This window comes from Thermosynechococcus sp. QS41, assembly GCF_031583515.1.
Classification (GTDB): Bacteria; Cyanobacteriota; Cyanobacteriia; order Thermosynechococcales; family Thermosynechococcaceae; genus Thermosynechococcus.
The window spans coordinates 452,275-466,255 of record NZ_CP134181.1; the positions used below are offsets into that span (position 1 = coordinate 452,275).

Here is a 13,981-nt window from a genome sequence, read left to right on the forward strand (position 1 = left end):
AGTCAAAAATAACAAGTGTTACCTCATCTTAATATAGACGCCCTCGGTTATTAAGGAATGCTAAGTGCTAAGCAAGTCGAGGCGGTCGCCGACCACAGGCTTGCCAAAGGGCTTGCCGTTCTTGGGGCAGAACCTCGCGCCATTCTCCGGGGGCAAGGCCACTCAATTGCAGATTGGCGATCGCCACGCGTACCAAGCGCAGCGTGGGTAACCCTACCGCAGCCGTCATGCGGCGGACTTGGCGATTGCGACCTTCCCGCAACGTTAGACTTAGCCAGTGGGTAGGAATAGAACGACGATAACGAATGGGTGGTTCCCTAGGGGGTAAAGGGGGTTCCTGTGCCAGTACCTGGACAACCGCAGGTCGCGTGCGACAGCCTTGGATGACAACGCCTTCGGCCAACTGCGTCAGAGCTGCGGGGTTGGGTTCACCTTCTACCTGTACCCAGTAGGTACGCGGATGGCCATAGCGCGGATCCGTCAAGCGGTGCTGCAACCAACCATCGTTGGTGAGAAGAACCAGCCCCTCGCTGTCATAGTCCAATCGCCCTGCGGGATAAACATCGGGAATGGGAACATAATCCTTGAGGGTCGATCGCCCCTCTTGATCTTGAAACTGACAAAGCACTCGATAGGGCTTATACAGGAGAATGTAGCGATGGTTCATGGTTAGGAAAAGTCTAACCGCGACGCCGTTTTACCTCAGTTTATGACCTAGTAAAGCCTAGGGGGGAATGCTAACCGTAGACTTAGAAGTTTCTGGCTCAATGGCCAGTCTACTGCCGCCCACAGTGTTGATTCCCAAATGTTTTGCAATTGTAGATCACAAAACAATATTGGCAGTCACCAACGTCGCAGCCAAACTAGAGCTACTATAGCACATCTACTCTGGGGGCTGGCTTTAGATATCGAGGTTTTCTAGGGCCAACTGTGGGCCATAGGTCTCGATAAATTCGCGACGAGGTGCCACGCGATCGCCCATGAGGATGGTGAAAATGCGATCGGCCTCAGCAGCATCTTCAATTTCCACCCGTTTGAGAATGCGCGTCTCTGGGTTCATCGTCGTTTCCCACAACTGCTGCGGCATCATTTCCCCGAGACCCTTAAAGCGCTGGATCGTGTAGTTGGCATTTTCCGGGAAGGCGGCAATCTGCTGCTGCAGCTCGCGATCGCTATAGCAATAGAAGTGCTGTCGCCCGCGTTCGACCTTATACAGGGGTGGGCAGGCAATATAGACAAAGCCTTGGTTAATCAATTCCTGCTGATAGCGATAGAAAAAGGTCAGCAACAAGGTGCGAATGTGGGAACCATCCACATCAGCGTCTGTATTGTGGGCACACAACCCACCGACACCACAAATAAAGTTTTCATCCCCCTCCACTGAGAAGTCATAGACATACTCACCCACGGGTGGAATTTCCGCAACTTGCGTCACCTCTAGTGCCATTAAGTCTTCACTAATAGGGGTAAAAGCCAGTGGCTTGTGGTGGGGCAAAGCCAGATAGGCCTTCAGGGATTCACTGTGGGGATGACGCTGCCAAATGGGCAGCGCCGCTTCCAGTTGGGGCTTGCCGCTCAGGGTGAGGCAATGCACTTCATGGCGGGTTGGTACCCGTGAATTGGCAACGGCTTCTGGTTTTAGCGTTGTCCAGCTTGCTACCCAGCCCAACTGACCAAACAGGTAGAGGAGGCCATCTTTGAGGGTAGGAGAAGTGGTGGTCATAGAGATGTGGCTGTGGGCGATCGCCCCATCGCCGAGGAAATACCCCTCCAAAAAGGCCAACTGTAGCTCTAGTGGCACCCGCCACACCAAGGAGGGCAGGCACTTCTCGTGGGCTTTGCCCCCCACCCCCAAGGCTTTGAGTAAGCAGGCTGCCAAGACACTGTGGAAGTAGAGTTTTTGTCCTTGACTTTCAGGGTCAGCATCGCAGTGAGGAGACTCGCCAAAGAGGGTTTCAATGATACGGCAGAGTTCAGGGATAAAGGGCTGGTCTTTTCGCCCCAAGCTGAGGCTAACTTGATGTTGACTCAGGCTTCCCTCGGCTAAATACCAGCCTAAAAACCACAATAACTCCCGATTGACCTCTAAATATCGGCCAAAAGCTTTGTCATGGTGGGCATGGGGCACAAGTTGCACCTCCCCAGTGAGGCACTCTAGTTCCGCAAGGGTAAAGCTATCGAGGGGCTGATAATCGCTGATTTGGCGGTAGGGAGCATTTTTGCTGTCGTCACTTTGATGCTGCATCCTCTCAAGCCGCGACGGCAACGTTTGGTATTGGAGTGGCTGATGCCACTGAATGGCCTCTAGATAATTGAGGAAGTGCTTCAGTGTGGGCGTGGTTTGACCCCGTTCCCATTGGGAAATAGTGATAGCTTGGTTTACCCCGACTTGGGCAGCAACGGCCTGTTGACTTAGCCCTTGGACTTGACGCGCTTGCCGTAGGGGTTCCCACAGCTGGGGATCATAGGCAACACGCGGTTCTTGCCCCTCCGAGGAGCACTCAACCCGTGCTAGCAGTTGTTGGCCACACAGGGCTTTGACACCTTCCCCCTTGAGATACAGGCCCTCCGTGAGACCCGCTTGGTAAAACAAGTGCAGCAAATCAATGCGCTCAACAATTGGGGGACGCGGTAAACGACGACTGCCAACGAGGCGATCGCCCACTCGAATCTCATTTCCTTTTTTCAACTTGATCTGACCGTCTTCATAAACATAGACACTGTGGGAGGCCGTCACCTTAATGGAGCGATGGTAGCGGGTTTGAATTGCATACATTGGCTCTTCATGGGAATGGCGAATCACTGCCTTCAGGGGTTGAAAGCGAGTCTGACCCGTCTTGGGATCAAAAGACATCACCTGATAGTGCTCAGCAATCCGTTGCCCCTCAATGCACTGATCAATAAACTCGCCAATTTTGACCAATTCCACATGGCCGTAGGCATTCATAACAAGGGTGGGTTCATCCCCGGCCACACTCATAATAATGATGCGGTGATAGCGCAACTTGGCAGGATCAAACTCCTCACCCTTCACGCCCAGACCAAGGGCAGTAATTAAGGACTGCACCTCATTATTCTTGTAGATTTTGGCATCATCCGTTTTTTCAATGTTGAGAATCTTGCCCCGCAGCGGCAAAATCGCTTGGAAGCGGCGATCGCGCCCTTGTTTGGCACTGTTGTGAACAAAAACGCCACTGGCCAGCGCAAAGTTATGGGTTCCTGGCACTTCTAAATCGTAAACATCAATCTTTTCACCCATAACCTCAATTGAGACAATGCGATGGTTATAGTTTTTGATTGCTTCTAAGGCACGATTTGAATCGCCATCAAAGTACCGATTACAGAAAGTTTCAAAGTGTAGGAGCGACTTATCACGTGTTTGGCAACGATATTCGCGATAAGACTCTAAATCAATATTACCTTGTTCTAACTCAATTTTCTTTAGGGCTTTAATTGTCTTGTCAAAGTAGGTCTTTGATAGTGCTTCTTTCCGCTTCTGACGGCACTTCTCCTTAACTTCAGGACGATGTAAGGTTTTATCAATGTGCTGGCGATGAAGTTCAAGATGTGCATCAGCAGACAGACGAATCAGATTCGTGGGATTATTGTTTCGCTTGTTGAAGTCAACATGATGACAATGCTCACCACTTTCTAAGGCGTATTTTTCTTGCCAGCGGTTATACCAATCTGCAAGCATGTGGGTAAACAGCCAAGAATTTGATCGAGGATCCCAAACCATTTCGTAGCCATCGATCGTAATTCCCGAATCAGCGCTGCTAGATGCTTTTCGATAAAGTGGCATTAGGGAATCATCGGGAGTTAACGCCTGTGCCTCTTTATACTCACCATTGCGGAGCATGAAACGGTGATCGGGGGTGCAGATAATCACCTCGCCGTTGTCAAGGGTGAGCTTAATGACTTCAGCATTTGTTTTGGTTTTGCGGACGTTGACCAGTCGCTCAATACCAATCGTGCCATCGTGGCGAACTGTGTAGCCAAAATGCTCCTCGCCTGCCGCTTGTTCTGCCATTAACTCCACAAAACTGAGGCAACGGCCATCGGCGAGAGCCACCTTTGTATCACCAGCAAAGCAGCCACCCGCAGAATCACCTTCGACAATGAAAATTTCCGAGACAGCGGGATCCCGTGAACTGCAATCCGCCAATTTCCCCGGCAGCGTCGAAGACTCCAGCACCGACTTGCGCCGTACCATTTCCCGTGCCCGCCGCGCCGCTTCAGCCGCATTAAAGGCTTGGATGGCTTTTTCCAAGATCGTGTCGGTGACGGTCGGATGAAAGTCAAGGTATTCCGTTAGGGCTTCGCCCACAATGGCATCCACAATGCCGCGTACTTCGGTATTGCCCAGCTTGGTTTTTGTCTGCCCTTCAAATTCAGGGTTGGGCACCTTTACTGAAATAATGGCGGTGAGGCCTTCGCGAATGTTTTCCCCCGCCAAATTGGCGTCCCCCTCCTTGAGTTTATTGCGCTTGCGGCCAAGGGCATTGAGGGTCCGCGTTAGGACTGCCTTTAGCCCCTCCATGTGGGTACCGCCATCAATGGTGCGGATATTATTGGCAAAGCCTAGCAGGTTTTCACTGTAGGCATCGGCACACCACTGTAGGGCCGCTTCCACCTGCACATCGTTTTTTTCCCCCTGAATGTAGATGATCTCTGGGTGAAGGGGTTCCTTTTCCTGCACCATGTAGCGGACATATTCACGGATACCGCCTTCATAGCAGTAGGTTTCACTCAAGGGGGGCGTAACGCGCAAATCCTTGAAATCAATACGAATGCCGGCATTGAGATAGGCCAGTTCCCGCAGCCGTGTCATCAGCACCTTGGCGTCAAATTCAATCGTTTCTGTGAAAATCTGGCGATCAGGAAAGAAGGTCACTGAGGTACCCCGCCGTTCCTCACTATCGGGGGTCTTTTCGAGGGGAGTAATGGGAACCCCCCGTTCATAGCGCTGATGATGGACAAAACCATTGCGCCACACCGTCACTTCTAACCATTCCGAGAGGGCGTTGACCACAGAGACACCCACACCGTGCAACCCCCCTGAGACTTTGTAGCCACCATCGCCAAACTTGCCCCCGGCGTGGAGCACCGTCATCACCGTCTCAACCCCAGAGACGCCGGTATCGGGGTGAATATCCGTTGGAATCCCGCGCCCATTGTCGGTGACCGTGACGGAGCCATCAGCATTGATCTGAACTAGAATGGTGGAACAGTATCCCGCTAAGGCTTCATCAACGGAGTTGTCCACGACTTCATAAACCAAGTGGTGGAGTCCCTTGGGGCCAGTGCTGCCGATGTACATCCCCGGTCGGGTTCGTACGGGTTCAAGGCCTTTGAGTACCCGCAACTGGGCAGAGGAATACTCGGCGGTCATGGCAACTCCCTAACTGCTATAGAATCGAGGCAAATGCGTCTTCACTTGCCCAAATGTCAAATCTGACCTAAATTTTAGCACATAAGGGTTATAGGCGATTCTAGGAAATTTTCAGGCTGTATTTGAGTGGGGGATGCAGGGCTAATTGTTATTGGGGGGGCAACGGCCACCGGCAAAACGGCACTGGCGATCGCCCTTGCTCAGCAATTGAATAGCGTGATTTTGAGTGCGGACTCCCGCCAAGTCTATCGCGGCTTTGATATTGGCACCGCCAAGCCCACCCCCGCCCAGCAACAGCAGGTGCCTCACCACCTCATTGATATATGTGACCCCCGCGATACTTTGACCCTAGCGATTTACCAAGCCAAAGCCCAAGCCCTCATTGCCCACTACCACGCCCAAGGAATCACACCCCTCTTGGTGGGGGGGACAGGATTGTACATCCGCAGTATTACCCAAGGGCTAACAATGCCCCAAGTCCCACCGCAACCACATCTACGGGCACAGTTGATGGCGCTGGGTCAGCAGGAATGCTATCAATGGCTTCAGCAGGTGGATCCTGTGGCGGCGCAACGCATCCATGCCCACGATCACGTGCGTACCCTGCGGGCTTTGGAAGTCTATTACGTAACGGGGGTACCCCTCAGCCAGCAGCAGCGGCGCGAACCGCCTCCCTACCCGATTGGGTACTTTGCCCTAGCAGGGGGCGATCGCCAACAGCAGCGGGCACGGATTGAAGAACGCACCCAGCAAATGCTGGCCATGGGATGGCTCGATGAAATTCGGCAACTGCAAGCGCAGTACGGTGATGAACTGCCCCTATTAGATACACTGGGCTATCGCGAGATGCGCCAATATCTGCGGGGAGAAGTCACACTTGCGGAAGCTATTGCCCTCACCGTGCAGCACACCCAACAATTTGCCAAACGGCAGCGGACGTGGTTTCGGGCAGAACCCGGCATCCATTGGCTGCAAGCCACCACCCTAGAGGAGCAACTAGCAGAGATTCAAGCACAACTGGGAATATAGCCCAGCACCACCTCAACAAAGCGGCGGATCAACTGATTGGCGTAGGGGGTAGGACGGGCTGTTTGCTTGAGTTTTTCCAGTTCGGCAGTGCCCAATTGATAGCGATCGCAATAACGGCTAATGCGGGCAATCAGGTCGCGATCGTCCACCTCGGGATGAAACTGAAAGCCATAAAAGGGCTTGCCCTCCAAACGAAAGGCATGGTAGGGACACAACTCACTGTAGGCCAGTAAGGTCGCTCCCGCTGGCAGGGTCAAGGCGCGCTCCTGATGTCCGGAAATGGCCAAAAAGGGATTGGGAAAGCCAGCAAACAATGGATCCGCAACCCCTGCTGGGGTGAGGTACAAAGGGTAGGTGCCCATTTCCATGGCCTCGCGATCCACAATCACTTGCCCCCCCAAGGCCTGCACTGCCAATTGAAAGCCAAAGCAGGAGGCCAACACGGGGATCTCCTGCTCAATACAGGCCAAAATTAAGTCCATTGCCGGCGGTACAAAGCGATAGATCTCTGGCTTGAGCACTGTGGCATCACTGGAGCCACCGATAAAAAGGGCATCAAAGCCTTGAAGACAGTCGGGGGTAAAGTCAGCACACTCAAAGCCATTGAGCACTGTAAATTGCTCGGCGGCCAAACCGCTCAAGCAGATAAATTCTGCCAATTCCTCTTGCTGCGTAGTGCGATCGCCCCGTGCCTGAAGCAGTAGAATCCGTAGGGACTTCACCGTTCTCTAGCGTTTAGAAATCTCAATGGGCTGAGGGGTCGGTGGACGTTGGGTGTCCACGAAACTAAAAACCAGAGACGTTTCAAAAAGTCCCACGATTTGCTTGAGGGTTGGCTGCATCCGCGTTTTGCCCGTCATGCCATAGGCCACAGCAAGGCCACAGGCACCCTCAAGGTCATTGACCTCCTTGATCCAATCGAGGAGCAGCGAACCACTTTCGGGGTCAAAGGTATCCAAAAGCCAAAGATGGTTGGCATTGGTTTGGGCAAGGAGCATGACTATTTGCTCGGGACCTGAGAGGGGAAAGACCGTTAGATGGTGAATGCCGCCCTCCTCAGCAATTTTGGCGGCGAGCGCCTCCGCTGCGGCTTTTTTGGTTTGAATCGTCAACACGGGATAGCCCTCAAACGCCTCGGGAATCTCCCCCTGTTGATGGTAAGAGACGGCTGCTTGTAATTCCTGTAGCTCTTTCGGCGGAAACAACTTAAAGAGGATATAGGCTTCCCCCGGAATTGCTTCCGTATCAATGGGAATCTGGTGCTGTGATTCGCTCTCCTCAGGGTCACCATTGATTTCTGCCATCATCGCTGGCACTGTTGCCACGTGCACCTGATAACTAAGGGCAGAATGGCGGGGTGAAGGAATCTTGAACCTCAGGTCTAGTTCAGGGCACTCCTCCTTCTCAAACTGTTTCTTGGTCTTTTTCCAGAATTTGATCAGAGCCTCGATTGCCACATAGACCATTTCCGCTTCTTCAGGGGCGTAAAAGGGTCGCATTCCCTCCAAAGGATGGATGACACCCGGTTCAATGGTGTAAAGATGCCCCTTGAGGACAAAAGAGAGATCATTGCCTAAATCCTCTTCGTCAACCTCGGAAAAATTCAAGAAGAGACAATCGTTGCGCAGAACCGTTTCCTCTAAGCGCTCATCATCGTCTTCGTCAATGTAGGGATATTCTTGATCAATCTGCTGCCAAAAGTTGCGTAGTGCCTCCTCCCCGCGGTAGAGCATTAGACCAAAGTCACGGTTGGCTCCTTGGGGGTTCACCAGTACCGCAAAGAGGGTGGGAGAGTCCCAAGCGTCGCAGTGGAGTTTAAGGGGGGTAAGACTGTCTAGGCGCCGCCAGATGTCCAGTTGAGCAAATTCCCTAATTTTCTGTGTGTAGAGGGCAACATATTCAGGGGGGAGCACCTCGATATCTTCATCATCACTGGTGACTTCCGCCGCAATGAATTCAAAAAATTCAGCCAGCAGGGGAATGTGGGCTTGATACTCCACCTGAATATCGAGGGGAGCCACCACACCGCGCAGAAAAAATTGCAACTCGCGGTCATCAACGATGATGGTGTAGGGACGGCAGGGCTGAGCTTGGGGATGGCGGGGATATTCGATCGCCTGCACCAACAGCCGCATCAGTTGCTCTGGGGTGGGTGGAAACTGACCCACCTCCATGCTGCGTACCCCCTGATCCTTGGGATCGAGCCAAGCCGCACAAAAGACCTCGTCGTTCTCGCTGTCCAGCCTGCGGCCGCCACCGACCCAAATGGCGGCAACTTGCGGTACATTCAACAGACGACGGATGGTCGCAGCGGGTAGGCTCACAGGGCGATCGCTCCCAATTCGATAACCTTTCCACTCTAGCAAATGACGCAAATGGGTCGCACTAAGTATTTATTGGGGTTTGATCCAGGGCGGGACAAGTGTGGGTTAGCCCTTGCCCTTGGTCAAGAAGTGGTGCGCTATGAAGTGGTGGCCAGCGATCGCGCGATCGCCCGTGTCCAAGAGTGGCATCAAGCCTACCCATTTGAACAGGTGATTATGGGCAATCAAACCACCTCCCGCCAGTGGCAGCAGCAATTGCAAGCGGCTTTGGCTGTAGAAATTATTCCAGTGGATGAGCGCAATAGTACCCTAGATGCCCGCGATCGCTATTGGCAACTCTTTCCGCCCCAGGGTTGGCAGCGGCTGATTCCCAAGGGGTTGCGCCTGCCCCCCCGACCCATTGATGATATTGTCGCCATTGTGCTGTTAGAACGCTACTGTGGTTATCCCCTGCTGCTCAGTCAGAGGCAATAAACTTTATAATTGTCAGGTTATGGTACAGCACGGCAGCCGTGGAGAAAGGCACCCTCATTGAATTTCGGGTCAATAACCAGCGTCGCTTGGCGGTGATCGATCGCCCCGAAGGTAAAAAGCATTGGATTGCCATTGATCAGCATTTACAAGCCCACACCATTCATCCGCGCCAACTGACCTTTACGGTGCCCGAGGAGCGGTTTCATCCCCAAGAGATTCCCACATTTTGGCAGCAGGTGCAGCCGCTCTTGGATGCCGACAGTCTAGAAGTGGCTTGGGAAATTATCCGCGAGGAAAACCGCGCCATTACGCCAGCGGATCTAGCGGAGCTGCTTTTTTCGGAGCGATCGGCGGTGGCCTGCTATGCGGCCTACTATCTCCTGAGTGAGGATCGTTTCTACTTCAAGCTCAAGGGGGAAACCTACGAGGCTCGACCGGCTGCCCAAGTGGCAGAACTCAAATATCAAAGCGAGCGGGAAGCCCAACGCTTGGCGGAGGAAGTCAGCTTCCGTGAACATTTGACCCAAGCCCTGAAGGGCGAAGCCGTGGCGTGGTCTGCCAGCGATCGCAAGCGCCTTGAGCAGTTAGAACGTTATGCTATAGCCATTGAACCCAGTGGCCAACACCAAGCAGCCATTGACCTCCTCAGTGAATTGCAGCGTCCCACCCAACCCTTGGGCGCTTTCCAACTGTTGGTGGATCTCGGCCTCTGGTCAGAGCACGAAAATCTGTTCCTGCGCCGGAGTCAAATTGACGTTGAATTCTCTGCCAAGGTACTTGCTGTGGCCCATGAACGCCTCACCTCACCCCCTACAGATATTGACGCTCCCCTGCGCCGCGATCTCACCCATCTCAAGGTCTATACCATCGACGACGAAAGCACCCAAGAAATTGACGATGGCCTCAGCCTCGAAGTCGTGGGCGATCGCCAAAAGCTGTGGATTCACATTGCCGATCCCACCCGCTGGGTGATGGTGGATGATGTCTTGGATCAGGAGGCGCGCCGCCGCGCCACAACGGTCTATCTACCGACGGGGATGATTCCCATGTTTCCCACGGAGTTGGCCACAGGACCGATGAGTTTGGTCGCGGGACAAACCTGTTGTGCGCTGAGTTTTGGCATTCTTTTAGCCGACAACGGCGAAGTGCTGGAGTACGAAATTTGCCCCAGTTGGATTCGCCCCACCTATCGCCTGAGCTATGACGATGTGGACATGATTTTGGAGCAGGGGGTGACCGGGGAAGCGGATCTGCTGGCGATCGCCCAATGGGGACAGCGGCGTAGTGAGTGGCGACAACAACGGGGAGCGATTCGCATTAATATCCCTGAACCCAACATTAAAGTGGCTGGTGAAGAGGTGGAAATCTCGCCCCTCCATGACTCCCCCGCCCGCCAACTGGTGGCAGAAATGATGATTCTTGCCGGTGAAGTAGCCGCCCATTTTGGCGCCCGTGAAGGCATCCCTCTGCCCTTTCGCAGTCAATCACCGCCAGAACTGCCCTCAGAGGAGGAATTGTTGCAACTGCCCGCTGGAATGGTGCGGGACTGTGCCATTCGTCGTTGTATGCCCCGCAGTGAAATGAGCACCCAACCCAATCCCCATGCCAGCCTGGGTCTTGATGCCTACTGCCAAGTGACCTCCCCGATTCGTCGCTACACGGATCTGCTGGCACACCGTCAGATTAAAGCCCACCTGCGGGGAGAAAGGCCGCCCCTGACACCAGAACAACTCAATGAAATTTTATTGGGACTGATGTCTTCGGTTCAGGAGTCCGCTTTGGTGGAGCGGCAGACCAATCGTTATTGGTGCCTAGAGTACTTGCGGCGGCATCGCGAAGAGGTGTGGCGGGGCATTGTGCTGCGTTGGTTGCGTCCGGAGGAGGGACTGGGGCTAGTACTGCTGGAGGATTTGGGGCTAGAACTGGCCATGCGCTTTCAACGGCAGGCAAAGTTGGGAGAATCGGTACTGGTGCGGGTGAGTCGGGTTGATCCGCGAGGCGATCAAATTTGGCTGGAGGAAGTGCCCCCAGATGCACTGACCTCAACAGAAACGGTCGCTTTATCTTCAACATGATCCCGATGAGAAAATGGCAATGCATGCAGGGGTGTGGCGCCTGTTGTTACCTTGAGTTGCGCGATCGCTCAGAAGTGCCCACCATTCTCAATGCAGAGGAATTTGCCCTCTACCAATCCCTCATTGGTGCCGATGGCTGGTGTATTCACTTTGACCCCCTCAGCCGCCGCTGCCGCATCTACGAGAATCGCCCCCGCTTTTGCCGCGTCACGCCAGAAGTCTTTGAGGATTTGTATGGGATTACGCCTGAGGAGCTAGACGAGTTTGCCATTCAGTGCTGCTGCGAACACATTCACGATCGCTACGGTGAGCGGAGTTTTGAACTGCTGCGCTATGAATATCTGGTGGGTCAGGGCGTAGATCCCCCGCAGGGGGAGGAGGCTCCCTAGGGCTGTCCTTTGTGAACGGACACCTATAATGACAGCAAATGACAACAGTTGTGTGCAGCCAGAGCCTATGGATGACTATCGGATGCGGGTCAACTTGGTCGAAGGCTCGGTGAGTTTTCGCTTCTCTCGGACAGCCGCAGAGGCCCTACGGCAAGAGATTCAGGCTTTAATGGAACGCATGCGGGCGATCGCCCATGCCAAAGCCAGCGGTACTCCCCTGTCTCCCCAAGCGGCCATGGAATATCAGCACGTGGGCGAGGTCTTCCTCGAAGTGTTTTGTAATCCCAATATCTGGCCCAATCCCTATGCCGCCAAGGTTCTATTGACCGTGCGAGATGATCGCATGCGCCTGACGACAGAGGCAGAGCTAAATCGTCTCGTGGAAGACCTCAACCAGTTTCTCGAAAGCGCTCCCCCCTAGGGGGACAACATCTGTTAGGTTGAGGATATGGTTACTCTTCCTAAGGCTGGCCGCTCTGGCCGTTTTCGTCGCCTCTTGGCCTATTTGCGTCCTCACCAAACAAAAATTTGGGGGGGGATTGTTGCGCTTTTTATCGTCAACCTTTTGGGCACCTATTTGCCGCTGCTCATTGGTACTGCGGTTGATGAATTGCAGGCCAAGTTTGACTTTCAGCGGGTGGTGTTCTATGCCCTGCTGCTGATTGGCTTAGCCTCGCTGATGTGGCTCATTCGCATGGCCTCGCGCCTCTGGATCTTTGGTGCTGGGCGATTGGTGGAATTTGACCTCAAGCAACGGCTCTTTGAGCATCTGCTGCGTTTAGAACCCAGTTACTTTGCGGAGAATACCCCCGGGGATCTCATTAGCCGTGCCACCAGTGATGTGGATAATATTCGCCGTCTGGTGGGTTTTGCCCTTTTGAGTGCGGCGAACACCGTGTTTGCCTACGGTATGACCCTGCCCGTGATGCTGGCAATTCATCCGGGGTTGAGCTTGGGGGCGATCGCCGTTTATCCAGCGGTTCTTTTTATTGTCCAAACCTTTAGCGATCGCCTGCGGGCAGAGCAGCTCGATGTGCAACAAAGCCTCGCGGAACTCAGCGATCTCATTCAAGAGGACATGAGTGGCATTGCCCTAATTAAAATCTATGGCCAAGAAGCCAATGAACAACGCCAATTTGACCAGTTAAATCAAGACTTACTCCGCAATAACTTGGTACTGGCCAAAACCCGCAACATTCTCTTTCCCCTCTTGGGGGGGATGGTCAGCTTTAGTTTGCTGATTTTGCTGTGGTTTGGCAGCCGCATGATTGCTGCCAATACGATTCAGGTGGGGGATTTTATTGCCCTGCTGCTGTACATTGAGCGGCTGATTTTCCCGACGGCACTCTTGGGATTTACGATTACCACCTACCAACGGGGGGAAGTGAGCATTGACCGGATTGAAGCCATCTTGAGCGTGGAACCCCGCATTACGGATGCCCCAGATGCTGTTGCCTTACCCCGCGATCGCGTTCAGGGACACCTGCGTTGTCAGAATCTAACTTTTACATACCCCAATCGCCGCACCCCTGCCCTCAATCAACTTAGTTTTGAAATTCAAGCGGGGGAAATGGTGGCGATCGTCGGCCCCATTGGCTGTGGCAAATCCACCTTGGCCAGTGCCCTGCCTCGACTCTTGGAGATTGCCCCGAATCAGATTTTTCTGGATGGCATTGACATTACGCAGCTGCGCCTTGCTGATCTGCGGGGGGCGATCGCCTACGTGCCCCAAGAAAGCTTTCTCTTTAGCACCACAATCAAAAACAACATTCGCTACGGCGAACCCGATGCCACGGAGCTAAAGGTGATTGCCGCCGCCAGCCAAGCCCAAATTCACAATGAGATCCTCAACTTTCCTAAGCAGTACGACACCCTTGTGGGCGAGCGGGGCATTACCCTCTCTGGGGGACAGCGTCAACGAACCGCCTTAGCCCGTGCCCTACTGGTGGATGCGCCGATTTTAGTCCTCGATGATGCCCTCGCCAGCGTTGATAACCAAACGGCTAGCCAAATTTTACAAGCGCTGCGGCAGCAACAGCACACACGCACGGTGCTCTTTATTTCCCATCAATTGTCAGCAGCGGCCACCTGCGATCGCATTCTGGTCATGGATGAAGGGCGCATTGTTCAACAGGGTACCCATGATGAACTGGTGGCAGCAGGGGGGTTATATCAATCCCTTTGGCAGCAGTATCAGTTAGAAAGCTCCCTTGGATAACTGGATCGCCCGCTGGAGAATGCCAATTTCCCATTAGAAGGGGGCAACCCTGACGGCTACCCCTAGCTTCAGTATCATTA

The 13,981-nt window shown here is 53.6% G+C and carries 10 protein-coding genes, 1 other RNA gene and 1 pseudogene; 6 read left to right on the forward strand and 6 right to left on the reverse strand.

Going from position 1 to position 13,981, the window contains the following annotated elements; all coding sequences use genetic code 11:
- Window positions 1-67 precede the first annotated feature (67 nt).
- From RHJ80_RS02100 to RHJ80_RS13075, 4 genes and pseudogenes are all read right to left on the reverse strand, one after another.
- Window positions 68-667, reverse strand: a complete 600-nt coding sequence (locus RHJ80_RS02100; protein ID WP_302678716.1) for a pseudouridine synthase — start codon at window positions 665-667, stop codon at window positions 68-70.
- A gap of 10 nt (window positions 668-677) precedes the next feature.
- Window positions 678-864, reverse strand: a non-coding RNA gene (gene ssrS / locus RHJ80_RS02105) — 6S RNA.
- A gap of 37 nt (window positions 865-901) precedes the next feature.
- A complete protein-coding gene (locus RHJ80_RS13070; protein ID WP_315863355.1) occupies window positions 902-2,980 on the reverse strand; it encodes an LAGLIDADG family homing endonuclease in 2,079 nt (692 codons plus the stop codon).
- A 21-nt stretch (window positions 2,981-3,001) separates the two neighbouring features.
- Window positions 3,002-5,392, reverse strand: a pseudogene (locus RHJ80_RS13075) (ATP-binding protein); the annotation flags it as partial.
- Window positions 5,393-5,518: 126 nt separating this feature from the next.
- On the opposite strand from RHJ80_RS13075, the gene miaA reads away from it, so the two are divergent.
- Entirely contained in the window at window positions 5,519-6,421 is a 903-nt protein-coding gene (gene miaA, locus RHJ80_RS02115) for a tRNA (adenosine(37)-N6)-dimethylallyltransferase MiaA (RefSeq protein ID WP_310801370.1), read from the forward strand.
- Here miaA and RHJ80_RS02120 read toward each other — a convergent pair.
- Window positions 6,400-7,143 (reverse strand): type 1 glutamine amidotransferase, encoded by a 744-nt coding sequence (locus RHJ80_RS02120; protein ID WP_310801371.1) that lies wholly within the window; start codon window positions 7,141-7,143, stop codon window positions 6,400-6,402. The two genes, miaA and RHJ80_RS02120, sit on opposite strands and share 22 nt — an antisense overlap.
- Before the next feature lie 6 nt (window positions 7,144-7,149).
- Window positions 7,150-8,745: a DUF6930 domain-containing protein gene (locus tag RHJ80_RS02125; protein WP_310801372.1), complete on the reverse strand. Its 1,596-nt coding sequence runs from the start codon at window positions 8,743-8,745 to the stop codon at window positions 7,150-7,152.
- A gap of 42 nt (window positions 8,746-8,787) precedes the next feature.
- Here RHJ80_RS02125 and RHJ80_RS02130 point away from each other — a divergent pair, with 42 nt between their 5' ends.
- The 5 genes from RHJ80_RS02130 to RHJ80_RS02150 all read left to right on the forward strand — a co-directional run bounded on the left by RHJ80_RS02130 (window position 8,788) and on the right by RHJ80_RS02150 (window position 13,901).
- A complete protein-coding gene (locus RHJ80_RS02130; protein ID WP_302678719.1) occupies window positions 8,788-9,219 on the forward strand; it encodes a resolvase in 432 nt (143 codons plus the stop codon).
- Window positions 9,220-9,257: 38 nt separating this feature from the next.
- Entirely contained in the window at window positions 9,258-11,294 is a 2,037-nt protein-coding gene (locus tag RHJ80_RS02135; RefSeq protein WP_310801373.1) for a ribonuclease R, read from the forward strand.
- Window positions 11,295-11,299: 5 nt separating this feature from the next.
- Window positions 11,300-11,683 carry a YkgJ family cysteine cluster protein gene (locus RHJ80_RS02140; RefSeq protein ID WP_302678721.1) on the forward strand — a complete coding sequence of 128 codons (384 nt, stop codon included), beginning with the start codon at window positions 11,300-11,302 and terminating at the stop codon, window positions 11,681-11,683.
- A gap of 67 nt (window positions 11,684-11,750) precedes the next feature.
- The gene (locus RHJ80_RS02145; RefSeq protein ID WP_302677191.1) at window positions 11,751-12,104 is read left to right on the forward strand and encodes a hypothetical protein; all 354 of its coding nucleotides are present in this window, start codon (window positions 11,751-11,753) and stop codon (window positions 12,102-12,104) included.
- 27 nt (window positions 12,105-12,131) lie between these two features.
- The gene (locus RHJ80_RS02150; protein ID WP_310801374.1) at window positions 12,132-13,901 is read left to right on the forward strand and encodes an ABC transporter ATP-binding protein; all 1,770 of its coding nucleotides are present in this window, start codon (window positions 12,132-12,134) and stop codon (window positions 13,899-13,901) included.
- Window positions 13,902-13,981: the final 80 nt, after the last annotated feature.

Bases quoted from the DNA above. Each gene is read 5' to 3' on its own strand.
- RHJ80_RS02140 (WP_302678721.1), top strand. From the start codon at position 11,300: ATGAGAAAATGGCAATGCATGCAGGGGTGTGGCGCCTGTTGTTACCTT.
- RHJ80_RS02150 (WP_310801374.1), top strand. From the start codon at position 12,132: ATGGTTACTCTTCCTAAGGCTGGCCGCTCTGGCCGTTTTCGTCGCCTC.
- RHJ80_RS02145 (WP_302677191.1), top strand. From the start codon at position 11,751: ATGGATGACTATCGGATGCGGGTCAACTTGGTCGAAGGCTCGGTGAGT.
- RHJ80_RS13070 (WP_315863355.1), bottom strand. From the start codon at position 2,980: ATGAGTGTGGCCGGGGATGAACCCACCCTTGTTATGAATGCCTACGGC.
- RHJ80_RS02100 (WP_302678716.1), bottom strand. From the start codon at position 667: ATGAACCATCGCTACATTCTCCTGTATAAGCCCTATCGAGTGCTTTGT.
- RHJ80_RS02130 (WP_302678719.1), top strand. From the start codon at position 8,788: ATGACGCAAATGGGTCGCACTAAGTATTTATTGGGGTTTGATCCAGGG.